Source organism: Clostridium sp. MT-14 (genome assembly GCF_042436595.1).
GTDB classification, from domain to species: domain Bacteria; phylum Bacillota; class Clostridia; order Clostridiales; family Clostridiaceae; genus Clostridium_B; species Clostridium_B aromativorans.
In genome coordinates this window covers 281,842-305,555 of record NZ_JBHMIY010000001.1, presented here as the reverse complement: position 1 = coordinate 305,555, position 23,714 = coordinate 281,842, and the positions used below count along the sequence as shown (strand labels likewise).

Sequence of the window (23,714 nt, the reverse complement as noted above, 5' to 3'; positions counted from 1 at the left end):
AAATACAGATATACTTTTAAAGAGAGTGCCCATGGTGAAAAAGCACATTTATACTGTATTGAAACTCACCCTTAAACTGCAATCTGAAAATTAGTAGGATTCTGCCGGCAGTGACGCCGTTAAAATATTCAAGTTATAAATTTGGGTGGTACCGCGATAGACCTTTCGCCCCATGGAAAGGTCTATTTTTTATGCTTGTTTTTAGAAAATAATTTTTACTGGCCAGTGAAATTATATATTAAATTTTTGTTTACTAAATGGAGGTATTTTAATGGAAGAAGTCAATTATATTTCTGAAAAAATGGATTATGTTCCAATATCCAAATTACACTATAAAATTTTATGGCTCATCGGTCTTGGAATATTTTTAGATGGATTTGATGTATATCTGGCAGGTGGAGTTTTAGGTGTGCTGTTAAAAAGTGGATGGTCAAGCATAAGCTTAAATGCTGCTTTTATTTCTGTAACTTTTTTAGGACTTTTGATAGGGTCACTTATTACTGGATTTTTAGGAGACAGTTTTGGACGTAAATTTTCTTATCAGCTGAACCTTTTGATATTTGGTGGAGCATCTCTTGTAGCTGCATTTTCCCCAAATATGATTTTTTTAATAGTCTGCAGGGGAATAATGGGAATTGGACTCGGTGCTGAAATTGTTACAGGATATGCACTGCTTGCAGAATTTGTGCCTTCAAAAACGAGGGGAAAGTGGATGTCCATGCTTTCGCTTATAACGAACGTTTCTACACCGGCGGCTGCATTTCTGGGATATCTTATAATACCACGGTTTGGCTGGAGATGGATGTTTGTATTTGTAGGTGTATTTTCCGTAATTGTATGGTATATGAGAAAAAGTATGCCTGAATCCCCAAGATGGTATGAATCCAAAGGAATGGAAGAAGATGCACAGCATGTTGTAAATATATTTTACCATGAAGCAGAGAAGGAGGCTGATAATTCCATAGCACAACCTAATGTCATAAGGAAGGAACATGATAAAGAATCGGGGAAGTTTAGTGATTTATTCAGTAAAAATATGATCTCGAGAACTATTGTAGGTTGTGTAGTGCTGATTGCAATAAATACTTTGATATATACTTTTGTAAGCTGGGCACCTACATTTTTCTTGAGAAAAGGCATAAATGTTTCTAAATCATTGGGATATACAACTATAATGATGATAGGTGCACCTCTTGGAGCGTTAATTGGGAGTTTTATTGTAGATAAATTAGGGCGTAAATGGTGCCTTACTATATTTATGCTTGCAGCAGGAGCACTTGGATATGCATATGCTTCACAAAATACTATGACTGTAATATTGACTATGGGTTTTTTCCTCACTGTAATTATATATATACTTCTTACACTTGGCCTTGCCATTTATGTTCCGGAATTGTTTCCCACAGACATAAGACTTAGAGGCTCAGGATTTTGTAATGCAGTAGGAAGGCTGGCAACTATATTCAGTCCTTATGGAGTAGCATGGATACTTAAAAACTATGATACCAGGACTGTTTTTATAGTACTTGGATGCATACTTGTAGTAGTGGCATTTATTATTGCTGTGTTAGGAGTTGAAACAAAACAAAAATCCCTGGATGAAATTTAAGTGCCTAAGTTTTGAAAGTATTGATTTTAATAATTCATTTTGTCCGGTTAGTATGTGTTAGAATAATAATATAGAAATATATGTTAACTCTCAGAAAAGTCCTGGAGTTCTTTATAACCAAGGGAGTTTTAATCTGTCAGGTAAATAATGATATAATTTATTTACCTGACAGATAAAAAAAGGGGGACATTGCATGCTTATAAAATTGCTGGATTTAGAACTGCAGAGACGGAGCGTAATTTTGAATGCGGCATTGAGAGAGTTTGTGCTAAAAGGCTATGAAAATGCTTTGATTTAACTAAATCGTTTCTTTATATGTGCAAGTATTATCTATTGATTTAAAATTTTTTAATATTATCCACAAAATCACAGCAAATATTACGGTAAATAATGGAAATAAAATTAATTCAATCGGCGAAACTGAAACACCGCTAATTGCCATGGAAATAGCCATCACATCAATAGCTAACAGTAATGTTATGCCCTTAATGATAATGATTGGGGCAAGCAAGTAACCTAAACTTTTCTTTCGCAATAGCAAAACACCACTTACTACAGTCACTGGAAGGACAATTCCTAAGTCCATTGCTTGAATAACGAAAGTAGTATAATGCTCCAAACCATTCACAGTATTATTACCAATGGTGGGAACGATTCTGCCTAACCACATCAAACTTATAATAATGCCGATAACGATGATGAAAATTCCAACAGGCTTACTGGGCATGGCGGCTGAAAAGCATTTCTCCAAATTCTGCAGTTGCTGTGAAGTAATATTGATTATAAATGCAAAAAAACGACAGTGACATCAGTAACACATAAATCAGAAAGAAATTGTTGTATATTGCTAAAAACGAATAGCTCATATAGGTGTATAGAAAATAACCTAATGTTCCTACCAACAACAATTTTCCTTTGAGGGACCTCTTGTTCAGAATCAACGAAACCAGCAGTAGGGGAATGGCAAAGACTAGTGTAACAACGTCTTGAGCTCTTACTTGTGCTGCCATAGATACTGATTCATTATGATATAATCCTTTCCCATAAAGCCTGACGGTTTCATTATGAATAGTCTGAATTGTTTGATTTTCATTGATAGCATTATTTGAAAAAAAACCATATGCAGAAGCAATTGATGCTAAGATGATAATGAAAATCACCAATAAGTTGCTTGTTTTATTCATCTTCATTACAGCCCTCCTTGATGTATGACATCAATATAGTAACTAGTTACCATTTACATTATAGCAACTAGTTACTATAATGTAAATGGATATAATGGATAAGTTTTTGTTAATGAAAGGGAAAACGTTATGCAGATTGATGATATGATTAAAAATTATAGCGGTGAGCGGGAAAAAGAAACACGTGGTATCTTTGCGAGTATATTTATTTTGCAAAATCGTCTGCAGACAATTTTTGATAAAGCCGATCCATTTCTTACATTGAAACAATTTATGCTGCTTGTGATGATAAAACATACAACTGGTAAAACCACCTTTACTCACTTGGGGAAATTGTCAGGTTCCTCCAGACAAAATATAAAGAAATTGGCTGCATCACTGGAGAAAAAAGGTTTTATAACCATTCGGAAAAATCCTGTTAATAAGCGAAACACCTCAATTCAGCTAACGGAAAAAGGTGATAGCTATTTTGAGGAAGTTTTTTATTTTCACAATGAAAAACTCAATAGCTTGTTTCATGAGTATTCTGATGAAGAAATCCATTTGTTTTACACTATGATTACCAGGTTGTATGCAGGTGTTGATAGTCAAGAGCAAAAGTATAAATAAAGCATTCCCATTGGATAAAAATATTCTGCAATATCATAAAAGTATTATTTGCCGGTGTTAATGGCGCTGGAAAAACATCCATATATAAATCTGTTTATTAGGAAATCATCCTAACAAAGAACTTCAAAAAGATTGGAAGGAACATGGAGAGTCAAACTTCACAATTGAGATATTGGAAAGGAGGATATTTACGAATGGATATAATTATAAGACAGGAAACTGAAAAAGACTGCAGACTTTCCGAAAAAGTGGTGGAAAAAGCATTTGAAAATGAAGAGCACAGTGATCATAGAGAGCAGTTTTTGGTAGCTAAATTGAGAAAAAGCGATGTATTTATACCGGAGCTTTCTCTTATTGCCGAAATTAACAAAAAAATTGTAGGTCATAGCCTGATGACAAAGCTAATTATTAAAGATGGTGAAAAGGAATACGAATCGTTGGCACTGGCTCCTGTTTCGGTTTTGCCTGAATATCAGAACAAAGGTATTGGAACAGGCTTGATTGAGGAAAGTCTGAAGCTTGCAGAAGAAATGGGCTTCAAATCTGTAATTGTTCTTGGACATGACAGGTATTATCCTCGATTTGGATTTAAACCTGCAAACACATGGGGGATTAAGGCACCATTTGATGTACCGGATGAATCGTTTATGGCATTGGAACTTGAGAAGGGAAGTCTTGATAACATTAAGGGAACTGTGGCTTATTGTAAAGAATTTTTTGAGTAAGGTAACCTGTGTCACCGCAATAAAAAATTCCGCGATGTACTTTTGGCTCTGCAAAATTCTGATGAAATAATTATACACATGAATCTTATATATAAGTCAACATTAGAGATAAAAATCGAAATTTATGAGGAGGAAAATCCCGTTATGAATATAAAAAAATTACTGACAATGGCAGTGAAGTAGCCATTGTCGGCGATTTTTCCGTCTACACAAGCAAGCCGCTGAAAGATTTTATATATGAAAGTAATAGGGGAAGAGATATTTTCTTTGTATCTTCTGAAGAAGATGCTGTTGATGGATTGAAAAAATTCTAAAGTGAAACTAGCTTGGTATGTTGATATTGAGCTAGTTTTTATATGATGATGGTATAATAAGGACGGGGCAAGGAGACTTTTTATGTAGTTATGAGTTATATTGGAGTTGATAATTGCCATACAGCAAAAGAAAGAGTTAGAATTAGAACTGTAAAAGGCGAACTTATAGGAGGATATTATGAAAATTTCAAAGAAAGATGCGCTGAAATGGTTTGAATTTTTTTCAACACTGCCTGAGGAAGAGGAAATTATGACAAAGCAGCAGGAGATTGTTTACTCTGCCTTTGCGCAAATTGAGGCAGCCATCGATTATAGAAATGATATGTTAATGTCGGAAATTAAGGGTTTGAAAAGCTTGAAGAACAGAACTTTTTTTGTGGGAAATGAAAGTAAATTTCCCCGGGGATGCCGTTCCTGCCTGCTGGGTACTGGTCTGAATGCAATCAGGAAAACCAACAAGTGCAACATTGAGTGCAAGTTCTGTTATGATTATGGAGAGCTGGAAAATATTCCTCCAGTGGGCGAAGGTATGTGGGAAATTGGAGGCACAAGATTTTATGACAGGGATATTGATTTGCTTCTTTCCATTCAGAAGAAACCCACTGGCATTTGCTATGTCTATTTAGAGCCGTTTATGGAAATAGAAAAGTACTATCCGGTAATAAGGAAATTTAGTGATGCTCAAGTTCATCAACATCTGTATACAAATGGCATTTTAGCTACAGAGGAAACATTGAAAGCATTAGGTGAAGCCGGCCTTGACGAGATACGTTTCAACCTGGGTGCTTCTGAGTGTTCGGACAAGGTGATTGAAAATATCGGAACAGCAAAAAAATATATTAAAAGTGTAGGTATTGAAACTCCAATGACTCCTGAGTTTTTCCAAATTTTTTTCATGAAAAAGCAGGACATCTTGGAGACAAAACTTGATTTTATCAATTGTGCAGAATTACACTTGAATGAGAATAACATAAACAATTATTATGGAGAAGACATGTATATTTCCAGGCAGGGTTACATATCTCCAATCTGGAGCAGGGAACTGACTTTGAAATTCATGAAAACAGCCGATGAAGAAAAGTGGGATTTAGTGGTTCATGATTGCTCGAACTATACAAAATTTGCCAGAGACTTGAACCTGAGCAGCAAGGAGGGCAAATGGTTCGGAGCCAGCAATTATGCCTGTGAGTTTTCCAGGATTCCATATGAAGCATTTTTACCCATACTGGGTGATGACAATTTCAAGTTTTTAAGTGAAGAAGAATTGCCTGAGGGCTATAAACCGGGTGAGATGATTTTTTAGAGGGTTCAAAGCAGAAGTGGCAGAACTTTGTTCTGGTATGAAAGCAACTGGCAGCCGCTTTGTAAGAAGCGTTATGACATAAAAGACCGAGGATCAACATCATAAATATAAATATCAACAAGGAGCGTTAAGAAGACAATTGTTAAAAGTAAAAATATACCTTGGAATGAATATATAGAAGATGAAATAGTAGCAGGATTAGGTTCGTGGAAAGATAATAATCTTTAAATCATTTGAAAGGAATGGTCTTCTATGAAAAACATTTTAATTACGGGGGCAGCAAATGGCATCGGTTATTATCTGGCCAGGCAGCTTTTATCAGAAGGTTATAATGTAACTGTTCTGGATTTAAAAACCGACAATCTCAGCAGTTTGTGTGAAGAATATGATTCTCTTTTTTCGCTGACCTGTGATGTTCGCGACTTGAAGCAAATGGAGATTTGCGTAAGTAAAAGCGTCAAAAAATACGGGAGCATTGATTGTGCTGTACATAATGCCTGACTGTGTACATTTGAAAGTATGGAGCAGACCAGTGAGGAAACGTATCATCATGTAATGGAAGTGAACTATTACGGAGCGCTTCATCTATCCAAGGCTTTTGCCTTATATGAAGAGTCAAAGGAACAGCAAAGTCATATTTACAAGTTCCTGCGTTAGTGTGATGGGATTTGTCAATATCAGTCCCTATTCTTCAAGTAAAGATGCGATTGAAGCACTTGCCAAGTGTCTTAATATTGAGTACCAAAATTACGGCATCAGTTTTCATATTTTTCACCCGCCTCTTACCAGGACAAAATCAGCAGAACCTCTGCCTGTTCCCAAAGAATTTATGGTCGATCCGGAAAAGGTCGGTACCGGTCTTGCAAAGCACATACAAAATAAATCTTTTATTATCTGCCATAGCTTGGGGCAAAAGATACAGATATTGATCTGCTATCTGTTTCCTTTAAAAATGGGAAAAATCATGAGTAAGATGACTGCCAGGTATATGACAGGGAAAGATAAGAGATAAATTATGAGCATGTGACATAGTGAATTGAAAATGGATGCTTTCTGGATAAACAGTGGATGTTACAAGTGAAAATAAAGTTCCTTCTTTGAATATTTAACAATTCCCATCTTAATTATAACATATAAATAATTGTAAATGCAGACTGTTTGTTCCCAACTGCCAGTGTTATAATGCAATAGCACGTTAATGTGATTTGTTGGAGGGATTATTGTGGAACCCAAGGGAGGTAAACATATGAGTTCTTATGTGCTTGGCTTTAAGGACATTGACAAAACAAAGCTCATGGCTGTGGGAGGTAAAGGCGCAAATCTGGGGGAACTTTCCAGGATTGAAGGAATACACATACCAGATGGCTTCTGTGTTTTTACTGAAGCCTTTAAAAGAATTATCGAGGAAACGCCGTCCATTGATGAATTACTGGATGAGTTATCACTTCTGAAAGCGGGAGACCGAGATAAAATCAGTAAACTCAGTGGTGAAATCCAAAAGATCATCGAAGACACAGCCATCCCTGAAGATATTAGTGAAGAGATCACCCGCTTTCTCGCAAGGCTCGGAGAAGAAAATGCCTATGCAGTACGATCCAGTGCAACTGCAGAGGATTTACCAACGGCCTCCTTTGCAGGTCAGCAGGACACGTATCTGAACATTGTCGGAAAGGAGGCCGTTCTAAAGCATATAAGCAAGTGCTGGGCATCGCTGTTTACCGAGAGGGCAGTAGCTTACCGCCTTCGAAATGGTTTTGACCAGCGTAAAGTCTACCTGTCTGTAGTTGTTCAGAAGATGATCTTCCCTCAGGCGGCAGGGATTTTGTTTACTGCCGATCCCGTCGCTTCCAATAGGAAGGTATTGTCCATTGATGCCGGCTTCGGACTTGGTGAGGCACTTGTTTCCGGCCTGGTAAATGCAGATAACTATAAGGTGCGTGAGGGTAGAATTATTTATAAGAAGATATCCATCAAGAAACTGGCTGTTTATGCCTTAAAAGACGGCGGTACGAAAGAGAAGAAGATTGAGCCTGAAAAGCAGAAGAAGCAAGTGCTGTCGGAGAAGCAGATTTTGCAGCTTGAGCATCTGGGAAGGAAGATCGAAGAACATTTCGGCTGTCCCCAGGATATGGAATGGTGTCTGGCAGATGATACGTTTTACATTGTGCAGAGCCGGCCAATCACTACTTTGTACCCCATACCTGAAGCAGATGATCAGAAAAATCATGTTTATGTATCCGTGGGTCACCAGCAAATGATGACCGATCCCATGAAACCGTTGGGATTGTCTTTTTTCCTGATGACCACCAGAGCACCCATGCATAAAGCTGGCGGAAGGCTGTTTGTTGATGTTACACAGATGCTTGCTTCCTCTGACAGCAGGAAAATCTTGTTGGATACCATGGGACAGCACGATCCGCTTATGAAAGATGCGCTCATGACTGTAATAGAACGAGGAGATTTTATAAAATTCGTACCAGATGATAAAAAAGAACAGAGTTCAGATAAAGGCAATAAAATTGTGTCATCTGCAGGTTTCCGGGTACAGATCAAAAGCGATCCGTTAGTTGTTTCTAATTTGATTAAAAGTAGTGAAACATCCATAGAAGAGCTGAAACAAAATATGCGGAGGTCATCAGGATCGGATTTGTTTGATTTTATTCTGGAAGATATTCAGGAGTTAAGGAGGGTTTTATTTGACACGCAAAGTTCCCGTGTGTTTATGGCTGCTATGGATGCTTCATTATGGATCAATGAAAAAATGGAGAAGTGGTTAGGTGAAAAAAACACAGCAGACATCCTTTCTCAGTCTGTGCCAAACAATATTACCTCGGAAATGGGGCTGGCGCTGCTGGATGTAGCAGATGTTATCCGTCCTTATCCGCAGATAATTGATTATTTACAACATGTAAAAGATGATAATTTTTTGGATGACCTGGTTAAGTTTAATGGCGGACAGGAAACCCGGGAGGCTGTCTGTGCTTATCTCAATAAATACGGAATGCGGTGTGCCGGAGAAATCGATATTACCAAACCTCGCTGGAGCGAAAAACCCTCTGCACTTGTTCCCATGATTCTCAGTAACATCAAAAATTTCCAGCCTGAAGCTGGTAGGCGGAAATTTGAGGAGGGACGGCAGGAAGCTTTGAAAAAAGAACAGGAGTTATTGGATAAATTGAGGCAATTAGCGGATGGTGAACAAAAAGCCAGAGAAACAAAAGGAATGATAGATCTGATCCGGAATTTCAGCGGGTTTAGGGAATATCCAAAGTACGGCATGGTTAATCGCTACTTCATTTATAAGCAGGCTTTGCTGAAAGAAGCCGTTAAGCTCGTCCAAGCGGACGTTATTAATGAAAAAGAAGATATATACTATCTCACCTTCGAAGAACTTCGGGAAGTGGTATGCACAAATAAACTGGATTACCAGATCATAGAAAGGCGAAAAGAGGAGTACAAATCATATGAAAAACTAACTCCGCCGCGGGTTATCACCTCTGATGGCGAAATTATTGCAGGTGAATACAAGCAAGAGAATCTCCCGGAAGGAGCTATTGCAGGTCTGCCTGTTTCTTCCGGAGTTGTAGAGGGACGGGCACGTGTCATTTTAAATATGGAAGATGCTGATCTGGAAGAGGGGGATATACTGGTAACCTACTTTACTGACCCCAGCTGGACACCATTGTTTGTATCCATAAAAGGCCTGGTCACCGAAGTTGGCGGACTTATGACCCATGGAGCAGTTATCGCACGTGAATATGGTTTGCCGGCAGTTGTGGGAGTAGAAAATGTCACCAGACTGATAAATGACGGACAGAGAATCCGGGTTAATGGAACAGAAGGCTATGTAGAAATCCTGTAACGGGGAAGATGTTAATTATAGAAACATAGAGAATGTAAAAAACTATTATGCACCAATTTCATCACCATTTGGAGCTCCTATGTTTATGGGAAAAAGATTAGTCAAGCTGGCACAATTATTTAGAGTTCAAGAAAAAAAGAAGATTACAAGTTGGATTATGGAACAATTAAGCCGAGGACAGTTGTAGATAATTTGATTAAAGCATTTGAAGGAACTGATTTTCAGATATATATTGCAGCGGAACAAATAAATCCATGTGAGAAAAATAATATCTATATTGATAAAAGATTTGATTTTAGTAAACTCATACCGGAAACTGTAGCCTATATAAATCGTGGAAGTCAGAATAGCATTATGACAGGCTTGATGTATGGGGTCCCTCAGAAACAATTAAGAGTACAATTGATGATTTTAACAGAACATCTATTTATATAAATAATTCTAAAAAAGCAGGAGAACATCTACTAAGTCTTGGAGGGGTAACCAGAGTAGTGCAAGTTATGGGAAATTTGTTATAATAAACGGTACTCCTACTTTATATACTAATTGAAACCATTGAACTGGGGTTATAGACAGGCTTATGACCGTCAAATGTGAATAAAAATTAAATGATTGGATCAGATAATTTAATTTTTCTGATTATAAGGTATAATTATGATAAATAATTATTAAGGGTGTGAAATAAATGAATGCTGGGGAAATAGTCAGGAGAACAATAAAAGAGGAAGCACATGTAATGAATCCGACAATTTATTATTTTTCCGCTACGGGCAATTCGTTGTCAATAGCCCGACAAATCGCAAAGGGACTTGAGAACTGTACAATTAAGTCCATGGCTGTAGGGGCGACGGATGAACCTGTTGGCGGTCCTGATAATCCGATTGGTTTCGTCTTTCCCGTTTTTTATATAGGATTACCGAGACTTGTAAAACGCTTTGCACAAAACCTCAATATCATTAGAGGAACTTACTGCTTTGCATTTATAAATTTCGGTGGGAATGGAGCGGACACTTTGGGAATGCTGGACGATATTTTGAAAGAAAAGGGTGTTTGTCTGTCCTATGCAGCTGGAGTAAAAATGCCTGGAAATTATATCGTGAAGTATCAAGCCTTTGCCAAAGATGTTGTACAAAAGCTTATAGAAAATGCAATGAAAAAGGCAGATGAAGCTGCAGAGGCAGTTGCGGGCGGAAAGGTTTGGCCGATTAAAAGAAAGGCCAGGCTTCTTAGTAAGATAGCCAGTTGCAGTTATTTATACAAAGGGATCTCCGAATGGGACAAAAAATTTGAGGTGAGCGGAAAGTGCAGCGGCTGCGGTCTGTGTGCCAGAGTATGCCCTGTAAATAATATAAAAATAGAAGACCGGAATCCGATTTGGCAGCATCGCTGTGAGCGGTGTCTTGCCTGTATTCAGTGGTGCCCACATGAAGCAATAGAATATGGAAGGAAAACAATCGGGCGCAGAAGATATCACAATCCCAATATTAAAGTTGAGGATATTATAAGAGGATTGACCTGTGAAGATATTTAGTCGCAGGACTGATCACATGGTTTATAATAGATAATTATTAAGTATAAAAATGCATCTAGGTTAAAACTTGGATGCTTTTTATCTTTCGATAAATTTTCCTTTACAAATATTAAGTTGTTGATTACAAACATTGCATTTAGTTTTACAAAGTAGCTTCTCGTATTGCTATTGAGGGTTGTAAATCGGGTTACAATAAAATAACAATAAATATGCAATCTAATTCGATAATAATATATTGTAAAACAATAAAATATATGTTAAAATCAAATAAACAATAAATAAGTGAGGTGCTTTTTATGAAACCAGGATCAACAATTTTTTTAAAGATAGTGGTTTTTCTTGTTGGAATTATAGTACTTGCATTATGCATTTTTTGCCTGCCTGCAATAGCTAACGGAGCAGCAGAACATTATCCAAAGTTGCATTATTGGCCTGTTTTAATAGGTGCCTATCTTTCAGCAATACCGTTTTTTGCTGCATTGTACCAAGCCTTGAGACTTTTAGGCTATATTGACAGAAACAAAGCCTTCTCGGAATTATCTGTAACAGCTTTGAAGAATATAAAACACTGTGCTATTACAATCAGCATTATATATGCAGTACTAATACCATTTTTAGTTCTTATAGCGAATGCGGACGATGCCCCGGGTATTGTAGCACTGGGATTGGTCATTGCTTTTGCTTCATTTGTGATCGCAGTCTTTGCTGCTGTTCTCCAAAAGCTTTTAAAAGATGCGGTAGATATAAAATCAGACAATGATCTAACGATTTGAGGTGAATAACATGGCAATTATAATCAACATTGATGTTATGTTGGCCAAAAGGAAAATGAGTGTCACAGAACTTTCGAAAAAAGTTGGAATAACCATGGCAAACATCTCTATATTAAAAAATGGAAAGGCAAAAGCAATTCGACTATTAACTTTAGATGCAATCTGCAGGGCTTTGGAATGTCAGCCTGGAGATATTTTGGAATACAGAAATGATTCGCGATAATTTGGCTGAATTTGTTTGAGGAGGCAATGTATGAAAATTAAATTGATTCAACCTGCAATGCTGCCAAGACCTATGGATACGAAGTTGAAAACAAGAATGAGCCCTTCATTGGCATTACTCACAATAGCAAATCTTACGCCGAAGGAGCATGAAGTTATTATTGAGAATGAAAATGTTGAAAAGATAGATTTTGACGAGCCTGTGGATTTGGCAGCAATAACTGTTACTGTAGATGTTATGAACAGGGCGGTGGAAATATCGAAGGAGTTTCAAAATCGTGGAGTAACAGTAATTGCAGGAGGTATACATATTACAGCAGATCCAGAGAGAGCTGCTGATAGTTTTGATGCAATATGCGTGGGAATGGCTGAGAGAGTATGGATAAAAATTCTCAGGGACAAAGAAAATAATTTACTTAAGAAGATATACTGTGACATGGAAAATATTGCCGGAAAAGAAATAGTGTCGCCAAACTATCATATTATTGATGATAAAAAGTATTTATATACTAATATAATTAGTACAAGCAGAGGATGTCCTTTTGAATGCGATTTCTGCTATAATAGTTGCAAAAATGTACTTAGGACTTATATCAATAGGCCCATAGATGATGTGATTGAAGATATAAATGTATTAAAAACGAGACATATAATGTTTATTGATGATAATTTTATTGGGAATCCCAAATGGACAAAAAAATTATTAAAGGAAATAAAACCTCTTAAGCTGAAGTGGAATGCAGCGGTTACTTCCAATATAGTGGACATGCCTGAACTGTTGGATGAAATGAAGGCGTCTGGCTGCCAAAGTCTGTTTATAGGTTTTGAAAGTATAAACAGCAGGTCAATAGACAGTGTCCACAAGGTACAAAACAGTGTAAACAGATATGAGAAACTTGTAGATGAAATTCACAAAAGAGGAATAATGATAAATGCAAGTTTTGTTTTCGGACTAGATGAAGATGATATCTCCGTATTTAAAGATACATTGAAATGGATAATTAAAAATAAGATAGAAACGGTGACTTCGCATATCCTCACCCCGTATCCCGGCACAAAGTTATACTCAGCATTGATAGAAGAAGATAGAATTGTAGATTATAATTTGTCAAATTATAATACTGCACATGTTGTATATAAACCCAAAAATATGACAGCAGAAGAATTATATAATGGCTATCTATGGATATATAGAGAAGTATACACGTTTAAAAATATAATGAAGAGACTGCCAAAATCTAAAAATCAATGGATTCCATTTTTAGCATTTAATTTATTTTATAGGAAGTTTGGAAAGCTGACTGAATTATTGTGCAGACTAGTTTCTTTTGAAAATGTAGGAAGGCTTTTTAGATGGCTGGCTTATTGTATAAAATAAGTGAAGTTTGGGATCACCTATTTTTATGCTGTGTTTTATCTTTCTCATATGCTATAATAGTTGTGAAAATGTGGTTAAGAGTAATTAAATATAAGATTATTTGAAATTTAGTTAATATTGACTGTTGGGGAACTGGAGATTTGCAAATTACAATAAAAAGATACTAAAGATTTTAAAAAGGCTAAGAAATGTATTCATAGGGCTTGTGAAGAAAATTAACAGCGTTAATTATTTTTAGTATTTGGGAGGGTAAATTGATGGTTCAGTTTAACAACAATATTTCAGTTATTGGGACAGGGTATGTAGGTTTGGTCAGCGGTGCATGTCTTTCAGAATTTGGCATGAATGTCATATGCATGGATAATGATTTGGATAAGATAGAAAAGTTGAAAAATGGAGAAATGCCTATATATGAACCTGGGCTTTATGATATAGTAAAGAAAAATATGAATCAAGGCAGATTGAATTTCACAAATGATTTGAAATATGCCGTTGAAAATTCGACAGTTATATTTATTGCAGTTGGTACCCCTCCACTGGAAGACGGCTCGGCAGATCTGCAGTATGTACTTGATGCAGCTTGCGAAGTGGCGAAATATATGAATGGATATAAAATCATTGTGGATAAGAGCACGGTTCCTGTAGGAACGGGACAAAAGGTAAAAGCAAAGGTAAGGGATGTGTTTAATGCGAGAAATGTAAATTATGACTTTGATATAGTATCCAATCCAGAATTTTTAAGAGAAGGAGCTGCCGTAAAAGACTTTACACATCCGGATAGGGTTGTTGTGGGGGTTGAAAGCAAAAAAGCCGAGGAAATAATGAAGCAAATTTATAAAGTACTGTATATTATAAGTGTGCCATTTGTTATAACTAATCTGGAAACTGCAGAGTTGATAAAGTATGCTTCCAATGCTTTTCTTGCGACTAAAATTTCTTTTATAAACGAAATGGCAAATATATGCGAGGAAATTGGAGCTGATGTTCACAAACTGGCCAAAGCTATGGGACAAGATGGGAGAATTGGCTCCAAGTTTTTACATCCTGGTCCAGGATATGGGGGAAGCTGTTTTCCAAAAGACACTAAAGCATTAGTACATATAGCAAAAGAAGCTGGTGTGAGGTCTGAAATTATAGAAACTGTTATAAAAGTAAATGATGCACAAAAAGAAAGAATGATCAGCAAGATAAAGAATAGATTCAACAATGATTTACATGGTAGAAAAATTGCGCTTTGGGGATTGTCATTCAAGCCTGAAACGGATGATTTAAGAGAATCACCGGCTCTTTACATAGGCAAAAGGTTGATTGAAGAGGGGGCGGAAGTTAATGTATATGATCCAATAGCTATGGATAACTGTCAGAAATTTTATTCTGAAATTCAATTTAATTACTGCAAGAATGAGTATGAAGCCTGTAAGAATGCGGAAGCAGTTGTTTTAGCCACCGAATGGAATCAATTTAGAAGCATGAATTTAAATGAAATTAAAAGTAATATGAAAGGTGCTCTGTTTCTAGATTTTAGGAATGTATATGAACCACAGGAAATGAAAAAGATTGGCTTTGATTACGAAGGAGTTGGCAGAAAATGAACAGCATATTGGTTACAGGTGGTTCGGGATTTATAGGTTCTAATTTGTGTGATAGGTTGTTGAATTTAGGATACAAATTGATAAATATAGATAATTTTAATGATTACTATGCTTCTGAAATAAAGGAAAAAAACATTGAGATGGCATTGAAAAATGATAACTATACACTATATAGAGGTGACATACTTGATAGGGATTTGGTAAATAGAATATTTGCTGAAAATGATATAGAACTGGTCATACACCTAGCTGCCATGGCGGGTGTACGGAACTCCCTGAAAGATCCCCTTGAATATGTTGATATAGATATTAAAGGCACTGTAAATTTACTTCAGGTATGCGCTGAAAGAGGAGTAAAAAAATTTATTGAAGCCTCTTCTTCATCTGTATACGGGGTTAATTCAAAACTTCCATTTTCAGAAAACGACAGTGTAGATCTTCAAATTTCACCTTATGCTGCTGCAAAAAGAGCTGCAGAATTGTTTTGTTCAACCTATACAAGATTATATGGAATGAGTACGGCCTGCTTGAGATTCTTTACTGTTTACGGGCCAAGGCAGAGACCGGAAATGGCAATACACGTGTTCACAAAGAATATAGATGAAGGTAAACCGATAAATATGTTTGGTGATGGTTCAAGTAAAAGGGATTACACATATATAGACGATATAGTGGATGGAATAGCTTCTTTGATAGACAAAAATTTTGAGTTTGAAATATTTAATTTTGGAAGCAGTAAAATCATCTCTCTTTATGATTTAATAAAGATCATAGAGGATGTTGTAGGCAAAAAGGCTATTATCAATAGAATGGATATGCAAAAAGGTGACGTGCCCATTACTTATGCGGATATAAGCAGGGCAAAGAAATTCATTGGGTATAATCCCAGAGTTAATATAAGACAGGGCATTGAAAAATTTTATGATTGGTATTGCGGCGGAGTAAAAAACGAATAGTTTTTACAACCATCCGTTTTTTTGAAAATATAACATTGAAAATTTACTGTTTACCGTCAATAGGTTTTTGCTGTAATTTTAGTCCCGCCTGATTTTATAACATAGTTAAGCACTGATAACACCATTCTTTTTATTAAGTAAAATATTATTATAAGTGTCCATAAGTCCGCTAAAAACCTTATTCCAGGATCTTTTCAGCCCAGTATTTCTGGCATTTGTCCTTAATGTGTTTCTCAAATTTTCATCTTCAATTAACTTTACCATTAAACCAATTAGCTCGTTCATATCCCTTGCCTTGAACTTAAGGCCATTAATTCTGTGGTCGATGATATTTTTAACTCCCCCTGCGTCAGCACCTATAACAGGGATGCCAGAAGCCATAGCCTCAAGTACTACATTTCCAAAAGTTTCTGTTGAGGAAGGAAACACAAATATGTCACTGGAGGCATAAATTTGTGCTAATTCTCTTCCCTTCTTAAATCCCGTAAATATAGTATTTTTTGGAAAATCATTTTTACATTTATCCAGATATGGACCTTCTCCTGTTATAATAAGAGCTATTTTGTCCCTATATTTATTGTAGATTTGTCCGTAAGCATCAATTAAAATATCTAAGTCTTTCTCGGGTGAAACCCTGCCTACGTATAAAAACACCAATTTATTATTGATGCCAAGCTGCATTCTTAGATCCTCACTCCTCAATTCAGGGTTAAACTTTTTGGAATCTATGCCTCTTGAAAAAATATCTGTATTTGCTATTCCTTTCTTTTTAAGATAAAATTTTATTTCTTCCGACGGACATAAGGTCAAATTATTTTGATTGTGAAACCATCTCATATAAGCCCATACGGAATTATTTAAAAAATCCAAATTATAATAATTCAGATACTGACAAAAATTAGTTGTATAATTAGATACAGTAGGTATGCCGTGCTTTTTCCCATACATTAATCCAGTCATTCCCATGTTGAATTCGGTCATGAGTTGTATTATGTCCGGCTTAAAACTAGATAATGAAGCACTTACTTTGAAAGTGTTGGGGAAAGCTATTCTGCATTCAGGATAGAGAAAAAATTTTATACTAAAAAACCTTTGGATATTGTAACTTTCGTTTTTCTCTGTATCATTATCAGGTGCGAATATTAAGTATTCAATGTTATTTGCTTCATAATATTCTATAAGCTTATTTAAGGTATTGGTAACTCCGTTTATCTGAGGTAAAAAAGTATCTGTAAAAATAGCTACCTTCACATTATCCCTCCTATATCCCTTGTTAGATTATAATTTTTTAGATTTCTAAATTTGTTCATATCTAAATAAAATGTATCTCTTAAAATGACCTCCTTTGCCTAATGCATTTCTTTTCACATTAAAATAAGGTATATTCCTCTGTGGCAAACTGCTATTATCAATTAATTTTGAACTGCCTCATGTAAGAGAAATTTACAATATAATAGTATCTCTCATAGGCATTTTTTGATTGCATGTTTATGTTAAGTTTATGATAAAAATTATGAATTTCAGTTAATATTGGGATTGCTCGGCGTATCTGTCTTTTTATTATGACAAGCTGCTGTCAGGCTAAAAATGATATAATGGCAGTATATCAAAAATGACTGGAGGATACTTTTTATGGAGCTACGTTGATTCTGTTCCGATTATAAACAATTGGGAGTTTGATGGAGGTGTCCCGGCTCAGACCGTTTTGTCGGTCCGGTGATCGTCTACTCATTTATGCAGGCAATTGGCATGCTTATTATTGACAATAAATTAAAATTAACAAAATGCTGTCGCCCGAAACTTTATTTTATATACAGTTGCATTGATAATGTTGCTGATATATAAATGTAGACAATAAAAGCTCGATACCTGTAATAGTGATTGCCTGGAAAACAGGTGACTGCAATGAAAGAAATTACTTCTACATGAAACATATCTGTTAGCGATAATACTGCTTTCATTTTTGATGCTGATGTTGACCATAACTTCCTGTCAACGCCCGAAGTCCTTTTACCTTTATTCGAGGTTACTTTCTTTACAGCATGGCATTTTGCATAGAAAGAATGATTCAATAAATACTGCAGTCTTTTAGTTTTATTTCTATTGCCTTTTACTGTTGCCTTAGCGATTCTGGTCTGTAGCCTATTAATATATTTTTGAACCTGAATCCAGTCAATGGATTCCCATTGACTTTCTAGCGATTTATTGCCTTTTAGTTTCTCGGTTTTATCCGTCGTTGAATTACTAAAATTCATAAGTTTACAGTCCTTTCCCACTAAGAAATACCACTGGATAAGTCAGCACCATTTCTGGTCAGGGTAAAGTTTAAACCCTTATCTTCTTTCATTACGAAAGTAGCTTTTGCTTTTTATCCATTTCTTCTGCCCTCTATGCCATTTCTTTTCCTTACGGTTGGATACCTCATTCACATGAGGAACATATAGAGTTTACCAAGTTCCGCATAATATATAATTGTGAAAGCCTTAGGAGTCACCTTTAAACCGGGAGTTCTTTATCCATTCGCATTGGTTTGCCAGAGCGCCTTTGCTTGACTCCTTACCTTTTGGTCGAAGCGTTTCAGCCTATTTCGCTTTCTCCAGCGTAACGATTCTTACAGTGATTCACTTTATGTTCTCCTTAGCTTTCTTACTCTAGCAGTCATCCCAGTTTTAGGCTACTCGGACTTCCACATTGTCTTGTGAGCTTTCTAACCCAGACGTTACCATCCACGCTAGTCACAGTAGAGTTACCCCGAATGGATGGGGTAGCCTTACGGCAATATATTATGCGACTTCTTGTCGCATCTGGCATCCCTTGTCTTAATGGATAAATTAGTGGAAAATGGTGTACGGATATATTATTCAGGAGATCTGGATCGAGAGGGAATAATCATGGCGGATAAATTGAAGCTTCGATATGAATCAAAGCTTGTATTATGGAGATACGGCGTGGAGGATTACAGGGATATAGTGTCAATGGTAAGACTTAAAATTGATTTCTGAATACAATGCTGTTATTATAGAGAAAATTAAATTTACAGGGAGGTACTTTAACATTGAACAAATTACTTGAACAAATACAATACTATAACAATAGATTTCCTAAAGAGCAATTAAGGGAAATAATAAATAAAAAAGAAGAGTTTATACCTGATTTACTGGAAATATTAATGTATACAAAAGAAAATTATGAGGAAGTTATAGGAAAAGAAAATTATTTTGGCCATATATATGCGATTTATTTGCTGGCCCAGTTTAGAGAGAAAAAAAGTTTCCCATTAATCATGGATTTAATTAGTTTACCCGGGGATATACCTTTTGGAGTTTTGGGAGATACCATTACAGAAGATTTAGATAGAATAATTGCATCTGTTTGTGATAGTGATGTTGAGCCTATTAAGAGGTTAATTGAAAACAGTAATATTAATGAATATGTAAGAATATCAGCAATTAGAGTTTTCCTTGTACTTTTTTCTCAGAAAATTGTTTCAAGAAGTGAAGTTATAGAATATTATAAAACATTATTTAATGGCGGGCTCGAGAGAAAATTTTCCCAGGTTTGGGGAGGGCTCATAAGTGCTTGTTGTGATATAAAAGCTTTTGAGTTACTGGAAGATATTAAAGAAGTTTTTGACGAAGAATTGATAGAACCCTCTTTTATAAGTCGGGAAGATGTAAAATTTAGTATCCCCCGTGGTAGCAAAGATGAAAAAGTCATATTAAAAGGTACACAGTATAGTTTTATTGAGGATACAATTAAAGAGTTGGAATGGTGGGCATGTTTTCAAGAAAGGGATACTTATCCCCAAAAAGCAAAAAAAGGCAGCAATATAAATAAAAATAACAAGAAAAGAAAAAATAAAAGAAAACAGGCAAAGGCCTCTAAAAAGAAACAAAGAAAAAAATAGCTGAAAATTTACGGGAGTATATGGTACAAAATAAAGCTTTCTTCCAGAAAGCATGGTCAGGTAATAAGTTTACATGTCTCTTATATAAATCCATGGAGCTGATATTGTCAAGGTAGAATTTTAAGTGTATATACTTTAAAATAATAAACTTATAAGACAAATAGAATTTTTAAAGAATGGGGAATAGAATGTGAACATAAATGATTTTGAGAAGCACATAGGTAAAACAATTTTAGGCAGGGGATATGATTATTATAACAATGGAAACATAGTCGAATTCCATAAAAACGGGAATAGTGAATATGTTTTTCTTGTAGAAGGAAGCGAAAAATACCGGGTAGATATAAAAATAGATGAAGGCGGAGATATACTGTATTCAAATTGCGACTGCCCTTATGATTTTGGCCCTGTATGCAAACATCAAGCTGCAGCTTATTTCAAGCTGAATGAGATCTTAAATGGAAAATCAACTGATAAATTCAAGAAATATGAAATAGAACGCAAACCTGCAGTAAAAAAAATGTTGGAAAACTTTTCAAAAGAAAAGTTGATGGATATTATAGAAGATATAGTTGAAGATGATGATAATTTAAAGAACAAAATAGTTTTTAAATATTCACCGGTTGATAAAAAACAGGAAATCAGCAGATGTAAAAAACTTATGAATTCAATAGTACGAAAATACAAGGGAAGAGAGGGCTTTATTTCCTACATGGAAGCCTGTGATTTTGCCAGCGAAATGGAGGTTATACTGAAAAGAATAAAAGAAATATGTGAAATTGGCAATGATCCTCTGATTTCATTAGATATTGCCCTTATGATTCTGCGTGAATCCGTGAAAGCTTTTCAATATGCAGATGATTCAGATGGAGATATAGGAATGCTTGTGTCGGAAACAATAGAGACTATAGGTAAAATTGCACGTTTTTCTAAAGATATAGATACAAGAAGAAAAACATTTAAAAAATTACTGAAAGAAGCTGAAAACAGTATTTTTGATGGCTGGATTGACTACAGGATTGATTTAATTCAAATCTGCTCCGAGTCTGCAGATAATGAGGAATTTAGGAATCAGCTTAAAATCAAAATAGAGGATTTGCTCAACAGCATGCCCCATAATAGCTGCCATGAATATGGAGTTGAAAGAATGCTGTTGATACTGTTTAATATTATAGATAAATATGGTACCAAAGAAGAATCTGAAAAGTTTATAGAGAAAAATATTGGATTTTCATCTTTCAGAAAGATACTCATAGACAGGTTCATGAAAGCAGGAAACTATTCAAGAGTTATAGAACTGGCACTTGAAGGTGAGAAATAGGACAAAAATTATGCTGGATTAGTATTGAAATGGAAAGAGATAAGATACAGGGCTTATAAAGAACTTTCATTGAAGGAAAAACAGGAGAAACTGGCAAAAGAGCTATTATTTGATGGTAAGTTTGAATACTATGAGGAGCTTAAAAAACTAAATAGCGGAAATTACAAAAACTTTTACAATAATATCAAAAGAGAAATAAAAAACTGTAAAAACTGGCAGGCAAAAAATGTTTTTCTTGAACTTATAGTTCAAGAAAAAGATATTGATGAATTGATGAAGTATGTTGGAGAAAATCCGTCCAGTATAGAAAAATATGCCTACTTGCTGATTGATAAACACAGAGAAGAGGTTATAAAATTATATGAAAAAAATATCAGGGAAAGTGCAAGAGAGGCATCAAACAGGGTGCAGTACAAAAGAGTCTGTAAAATTATAAAGAGATATAAAAAGATAGCCGGTAGGGAAAAGACGAAAGAAATTATAGATGTGCTGGGTAATATCTACAGGAAGCGGCCGGCATTTCTTGACGAAATGGGAAAGATCAAATGCTGATGCTCTTGATAAAGATGAAAATCAGTTTTTAAGAACTTTTGGAGATAGAAGAGCTTTTGAAAATTGAAGCAGACTTTTCTAAAATAAAACCAAAATAAGGGTCAGTTAAAGTGATTTTATCTGCTTTAATTGTTTTTTTATTTTTTGTCAAAAACTTTTATTGGTACTGACAGTCCATGTCATTATAGTTGTATATAATAAAAATATAGAATACAAACATTAAAGGCGGGGTATTGTGTGGATTATGAGGATATGTACAGGGAAACGCTTATCAGGATTTTACGGGAAAAGGACACTGTGCTCGAAAAATTGTATATGGAAAGGGAAAAATTGAATTACTATGCAAGTACAGATGCTATGACTGGAGTGTTGAACAGAAGATCAGGTCTGGAGATGCTGAATAAAGAACTTAATTTGTCAAGGATAGGCAATAAAAATCTTGTTGTCTGCTTTGTTGATGTAGATGGATTAAAAATAGTAAACGATAACTTTGGACATCAGGAAGGCGATAAGCTTTTGATAAATACAGCTAAAATACTGAAAGACAGTATTAGAAAAACTGATTTTGTAATTAGAATGGGCGGGGATGAATTTCTAGTGATATTTCCAGGCGTTGCAATGGAGGAAGTTCATAAAATTTGGCATAGAATTGAGGAAAAATTAAAGGAATACAATGAGAATAATGAAAATTATAATTTTAGCTTGAGCTGTGGATTTTGTGAGTGCAGGAAAGGAATGCAGTGTGGAATGTCTGTGGAGGATTTAATAAAAAATGCGGATTTTGAAATGTATAAGAAAAAATTGCAAAAAAAGAAGGAATTATAAATATATATGTATAATTAGTTAATAAAATGTTAACAAAATATAAGGAAGGGCACATATATATGGAGAGATTTAAAGCAGATGTAGTACTGTCTATATACAATCAATTAAAAGAAGGAAAAGTGATTTTAAAGAATGATGTAATAGATAAATTCAATATCAATGAAAGAACTTTTTACAGATATATAAAAGACATAAAGAAATTTGTAGAAGACCAATCTGATGGCGAGCTAATGGGAGAAGAAATTGTATCAGACAGAGAAAAAGGCGGATATATCTTAAAAGGCGGGCAGGAGAAAAATCTAAGCGAAAAAGAAATACTGGCAGTTTCCAAGGTGCTTTTAGAGAGCAGAGGTTTTATAAAAGCGGAAATAAAAGATATAATTTACAAACTTCTTGATAATTGCATATCTAAGGACAGGGAGAATATCAAATACATTATAGGCAACGAGCTCATGAATTATGTTCCTCCAAAACATGGGAAAAAGCTTTTGGATAAGCTTTGGAAAATAAGTGCTGCAATAAAAGATAAAAATATACTGGAAATTGGGTATTTCAAAATCGGCACAGGAGGAAAGGTAGAGGAGGAGACTTCAAAAAGGACCTTGTATCCTCAGGGTCTGTTGTTTTCTGAATACTATTTTTATCTTATAGCTTTAATAGAAGGTAAAAGTTATGAATATCCTGCCATCTACAGGGTGGATAGAATTGAAAAACTAATTGTTACAGACAGGAAATACAAGGTGGATTACAGCAAAAGATTTAAAGACGGGGAGTTCAGAAAGTTAATCCAGTTCATGCAGGCAGGGGAGCTGGAAAGAGTGAGATTCAGGTATACAGGCAGATCTATAGAAGCAGTTTTAGACAAACTGCCTAATGCCAGAATAGTAGAAGAAAAAAAGGGTGAGTATATGGTGGAAGCCAGGGTATTCGGAAAGGGAATAAAGATGTGGCTTTTGAGTCAGGGAGATTCTGTGGAGGTCTTGAGCTCAGATAGATTCAGAGAAGAAATGATAGAGATTATAGACAGAATGAGAGAGATGTACAGATGAGC

The 23,714-nt window shown here is 35.4% G+C and carries 27 protein-coding genes and 1 other annotated feature (1 of these 28 running past the window's edge); of the genes, 23 read left to right on the top strand and 4 right to left on the bottom strand.

The annotated features are described in order from the left end of the window. Positions 1–176: a binding site (T-box leader), on the top strand; it begins 24 nt to the left of the window's first position. Between the two features lie 95 nt (positions 177–271). Beyond that, positions 272–1,609: an MFS transporter gene (locus ACFHWD_RS01470; RefSeq protein WP_106008596.1), complete on the top strand. Its 1,338-nt coding sequence runs from the start codon at positions 272–274 to the stop codon at positions 1,607–1,609. A 298-nt stretch (positions 1,610–1,907) separates the two neighbouring features. Here ACFHWD_RS01470 and ACFHWD_RS01465 read toward each other — a convergent pair whose 3' ends face one another. Together ACFHWD_RS01465 and ACFHWD_RS01460 are read right to left on the bottom strand one after the other, a co-directional pair. Then, a complete protein-coding gene (locus tag ACFHWD_RS01465; protein ID WP_378059923.1) occupies positions 1,908–2,360 on the bottom strand; it encodes a hypothetical protein in 453 nt (150 codons plus the stop codon). Next, a complete protein-coding gene (locus tag ACFHWD_RS01460; protein ID WP_242977492.1) occupies positions 2,326–2,799 on the bottom strand; it encodes a hypothetical protein in 474 nt (157 codons plus the stop codon). Before ACFHWD_RS01460 ends, ACFHWD_RS01465 begins: the two co-directional genes overlap by 35 nt. A gap of 123 nt (positions 2,800–2,922) precedes the next feature. On the opposite strand from ACFHWD_RS01460, the gene ACFHWD_RS01455 reads away from it, so the two are divergent. The 15 genes from ACFHWD_RS01455 to ACFHWD_RS01385 all read left to right on the top strand — a co-directional run bounded on the left by ACFHWD_RS01455 (position 2,923) and on the right by ACFHWD_RS01385 (position 16,058). Then, the gene (locus tag ACFHWD_RS01455; RefSeq protein WP_106008595.1) at positions 2,923–3,402 is read left to right on the top strand and encodes a MarR family winged helix-turn-helix transcriptional regulator; all 480 of its coding nucleotides are present in this window, start codon (positions 2,923–2,925) and stop codon (positions 3,400–3,402) included. A 194-nt stretch (positions 3,403–3,596) separates the two neighbouring features. Further along, positions 3,597–4,127, top strand: a complete 531-nt coding sequence (locus tag ACFHWD_RS01450) for a GNAT family N-acetyltransferase (protein ID WP_106008594.1) — start codon at positions 3,597–3,599, stop codon at positions 4,125–4,127. 158 nt (positions 4,128–4,285) lie between these two features. Further along, on the top strand, positions 4,286–4,441 hold the full coding sequence (locus tag ACFHWD_RS01445; protein ID WP_106008608.1) for a DUF4180 domain-containing protein: 156 nt from the start codon (positions 4,286–4,288) through the stop codon (positions 4,439–4,441). 90 nt (positions 4,442–4,531) lie between these two features. Then, positions 4,532–4,657 carry a hypothetical protein gene (locus ACFHWD_RS01440; protein WP_268905665.1) on the top strand — a complete coding sequence of 42 codons (126 nt, stop codon included), beginning with the start codon at positions 4,532–4,534 and terminating at the stop codon, positions 4,655–4,657. Beyond that, a complete protein-coding gene (locus ACFHWD_RS01435; protein ID WP_106008593.1) occupies positions 4,620–5,744 on the top strand; it encodes a radical SAM protein in 1,125 nt (374 codons plus the stop codon). Before ACFHWD_RS01440 ends, ACFHWD_RS01435 begins: the two co-directional genes overlap by 38 nt. A gap of 252 nt (positions 5,745–5,996) precedes the next feature. After that, positions 5,997–6,245, top strand: coding sequence for an SDR family oxidoreductase (locus ACFHWD_RS01430; RefSeq protein WP_179977979.1), 249 nt, complete (start codon positions 5,997–5,999; stop codon positions 6,243–6,245). A 106-nt stretch (positions 6,246–6,351) separates the two neighbouring features. Continuing rightward, the gene (locus ACFHWD_RS01425) at positions 6,352–6,756 is read left to right on the top strand and encodes an SDR family oxidoreductase (RefSeq protein WP_179977978.1); all 405 of its coding nucleotides are present in this window, start codon (positions 6,352–6,354) and stop codon (positions 6,754–6,756) included. A 234-nt stretch (positions 6,757–6,990) separates the two neighbouring features. Next, positions 6,991–9,606 carry a phosphoenolpyruvate synthase gene (gene ppsA / locus ACFHWD_RS01420; RefSeq protein WP_229980753.1) on the top strand — a complete coding sequence of 872 codons (2,616 nt, stop codon included), beginning with the start codon at positions 6,991–6,993 and terminating at the stop codon, positions 9,604–9,606. A 150-nt stretch (positions 9,607–9,756) separates the two neighbouring features. Further along, entirely contained in the window at positions 9,757–10,041 is a 285-nt protein-coding gene (locus ACFHWD_RS01415; protein WP_179977976.1) for a hypothetical protein, read from the top strand. A gap of 250 nt (positions 10,042–10,291) precedes the next feature. Next, positions 10,292–11,137 (top strand): EFR1 family ferrodoxin, encoded by an 846-nt coding sequence (locus tag ACFHWD_RS01410; protein ID WP_236035045.1) that lies wholly within the window; start codon positions 10,292–10,294, stop codon positions 11,135–11,137. A 296-nt stretch (positions 11,138–11,433) separates the two neighbouring features. After that, a complete protein-coding gene (locus ACFHWD_RS01405) occupies positions 11,434–11,910 on the top strand; it encodes a DUF2975 domain-containing protein (protein WP_378059916.1) in 477 nt (158 codons plus the stop codon). 10 nt (positions 11,911–11,920) lie between these two features. Then, the gene (locus tag ACFHWD_RS01400; protein ID WP_150356399.1) at positions 11,921–12,133 is read left to right on the top strand and encodes a helix-turn-helix transcriptional regulator; all 213 of its coding nucleotides are present in this window, start codon (positions 11,921–11,923) and stop codon (positions 12,131–12,133) included. A 30-nt stretch (positions 12,134–12,163) separates the two neighbouring features. After that, a complete protein-coding gene (locus ACFHWD_RS01395) occupies positions 12,164–13,510 on the top strand; it encodes a radical SAM protein (protein ID WP_150356400.1) in 1,347 nt (448 codons plus the stop codon). Positions 13,511–13,767: 257 nt separating this feature from the next. Continuing rightward, positions 13,768–15,102, top strand: coding sequence for a UDP-glucose/GDP-mannose dehydrogenase family protein (locus tag ACFHWD_RS01390; RefSeq protein ID WP_150356401.1), 1,335 nt, complete (start codon positions 13,768–13,770; stop codon positions 15,100–15,102). Continuing rightward, a complete protein-coding gene (locus ACFHWD_RS01385) occupies positions 15,099–16,058 on the top strand; it encodes an SDR family NAD(P)-dependent oxidoreductase (RefSeq protein ID WP_150356402.1) in 960 nt (319 codons plus the stop codon). Before ACFHWD_RS01390 ends, ACFHWD_RS01385 begins: the two co-directional genes overlap by 4 nt. 105 nt (positions 16,059–16,163) lie before the next feature. Here the strand turns inward: ACFHWD_RS01385 and ACFHWD_RS01380 are convergent, their stop codons facing one another. Beyond that, positions 16,164–17,309 carry a glycosyltransferase family 1 protein gene (locus ACFHWD_RS01380; RefSeq protein WP_150356403.1) on the bottom strand — a complete coding sequence of 382 codons (1,146 nt, stop codon included), beginning with the start codon at positions 17,307–17,309 and terminating at the stop codon, positions 16,164–16,166. Positions 17,310–17,774: 465 nt separating this feature from the next. Between ACFHWD_RS01380 and ACFHWD_RS01375 the strand changes: the two genes are divergently transcribed. Further along, entirely contained in the window at positions 17,775–17,903 is a 129-nt protein-coding gene (locus ACFHWD_RS01375; protein WP_229980544.1) for a DNA-3-methyladenine glycosylase I, read from the top strand. On the opposite strand, the gene ACFHWD_RS01370 is transcribed toward ACFHWD_RS01375, so the two are convergent. Then, on the bottom strand, positions 17,861–18,334 hold the full coding sequence (locus tag ACFHWD_RS01370; RefSeq protein ID WP_378059912.1) for a reverse transcriptase N-terminal domain-containing protein: 474 nt from the start codon (positions 18,332–18,334) through the stop codon (positions 17,861–17,863). The two genes, ACFHWD_RS01375 and ACFHWD_RS01370, sit on opposite strands and share 43 nt — an antisense overlap. A 519-nt stretch (positions 18,335–18,853) precedes the next feature. Between ACFHWD_RS01370 and ACFHWD_RS01365 the strand changes: the two genes are divergently transcribed. The 6 genes from ACFHWD_RS01365 to ACFHWD_RS01340 all read left to right on the top strand — a co-directional run bounded on the left by ACFHWD_RS01365 (position 18,854) and on the right by ACFHWD_RS01340 (position 23,712). Further along, a complete protein-coding gene (locus tag ACFHWD_RS01365; protein WP_378059910.1) occupies positions 18,854–19,060 on the top strand; it encodes a DUF2399 domain-containing protein in 207 nt (68 codons plus the stop codon). A gap of 53 nt (positions 19,061–19,113) precedes the next feature. Then, the gene (locus ACFHWD_RS01360; RefSeq protein ID WP_150356406.1) at positions 19,114–19,965 is read left to right on the top strand and encodes a DUF1186 domain-containing protein; all 852 of its coding nucleotides are present in this window, start codon (positions 19,114–19,116) and stop codon (positions 19,963–19,965) included. Positions 19,966–20,155: 190 nt separating this feature from the next. Next, entirely contained in the window at positions 20,156–21,286 is a 1,131-nt protein-coding gene (locus ACFHWD_RS01355) for an SWIM zinc finger domain-containing protein (protein ID WP_378059908.1), read from the top strand. 24 nt (positions 21,287–21,310) lie between these two features. After that, the gene (locus tag ACFHWD_RS01350; protein WP_378059906.1) at positions 21,311–21,838 is read left to right on the top strand and encodes a hypothetical protein; all 528 of its coding nucleotides are present in this window, start codon (positions 21,311–21,313) and stop codon (positions 21,836–21,838) included. 237 nt (positions 21,839–22,075) lie between these two features. Beyond that, positions 22,076–22,663 (top strand): GGDEF domain-containing protein, encoded by a 588-nt coding sequence (locus tag ACFHWD_RS01345; protein WP_378059904.1) that lies wholly within the window; start codon positions 22,076–22,078, stop codon positions 22,661–22,663. A 59-nt stretch (positions 22,664–22,722) separates the two neighbouring features. Next, complete coding sequence (locus tag ACFHWD_RS01340) at positions 22,723–23,712, top strand: helix-turn-helix transcriptional regulator (RefSeq protein WP_378059902.1); 990 nt, start codon at positions 22,723–22,725, stop codon at positions 23,710–23,712. Positions 23,713–23,714: the final 2 nt, after the last annotated feature.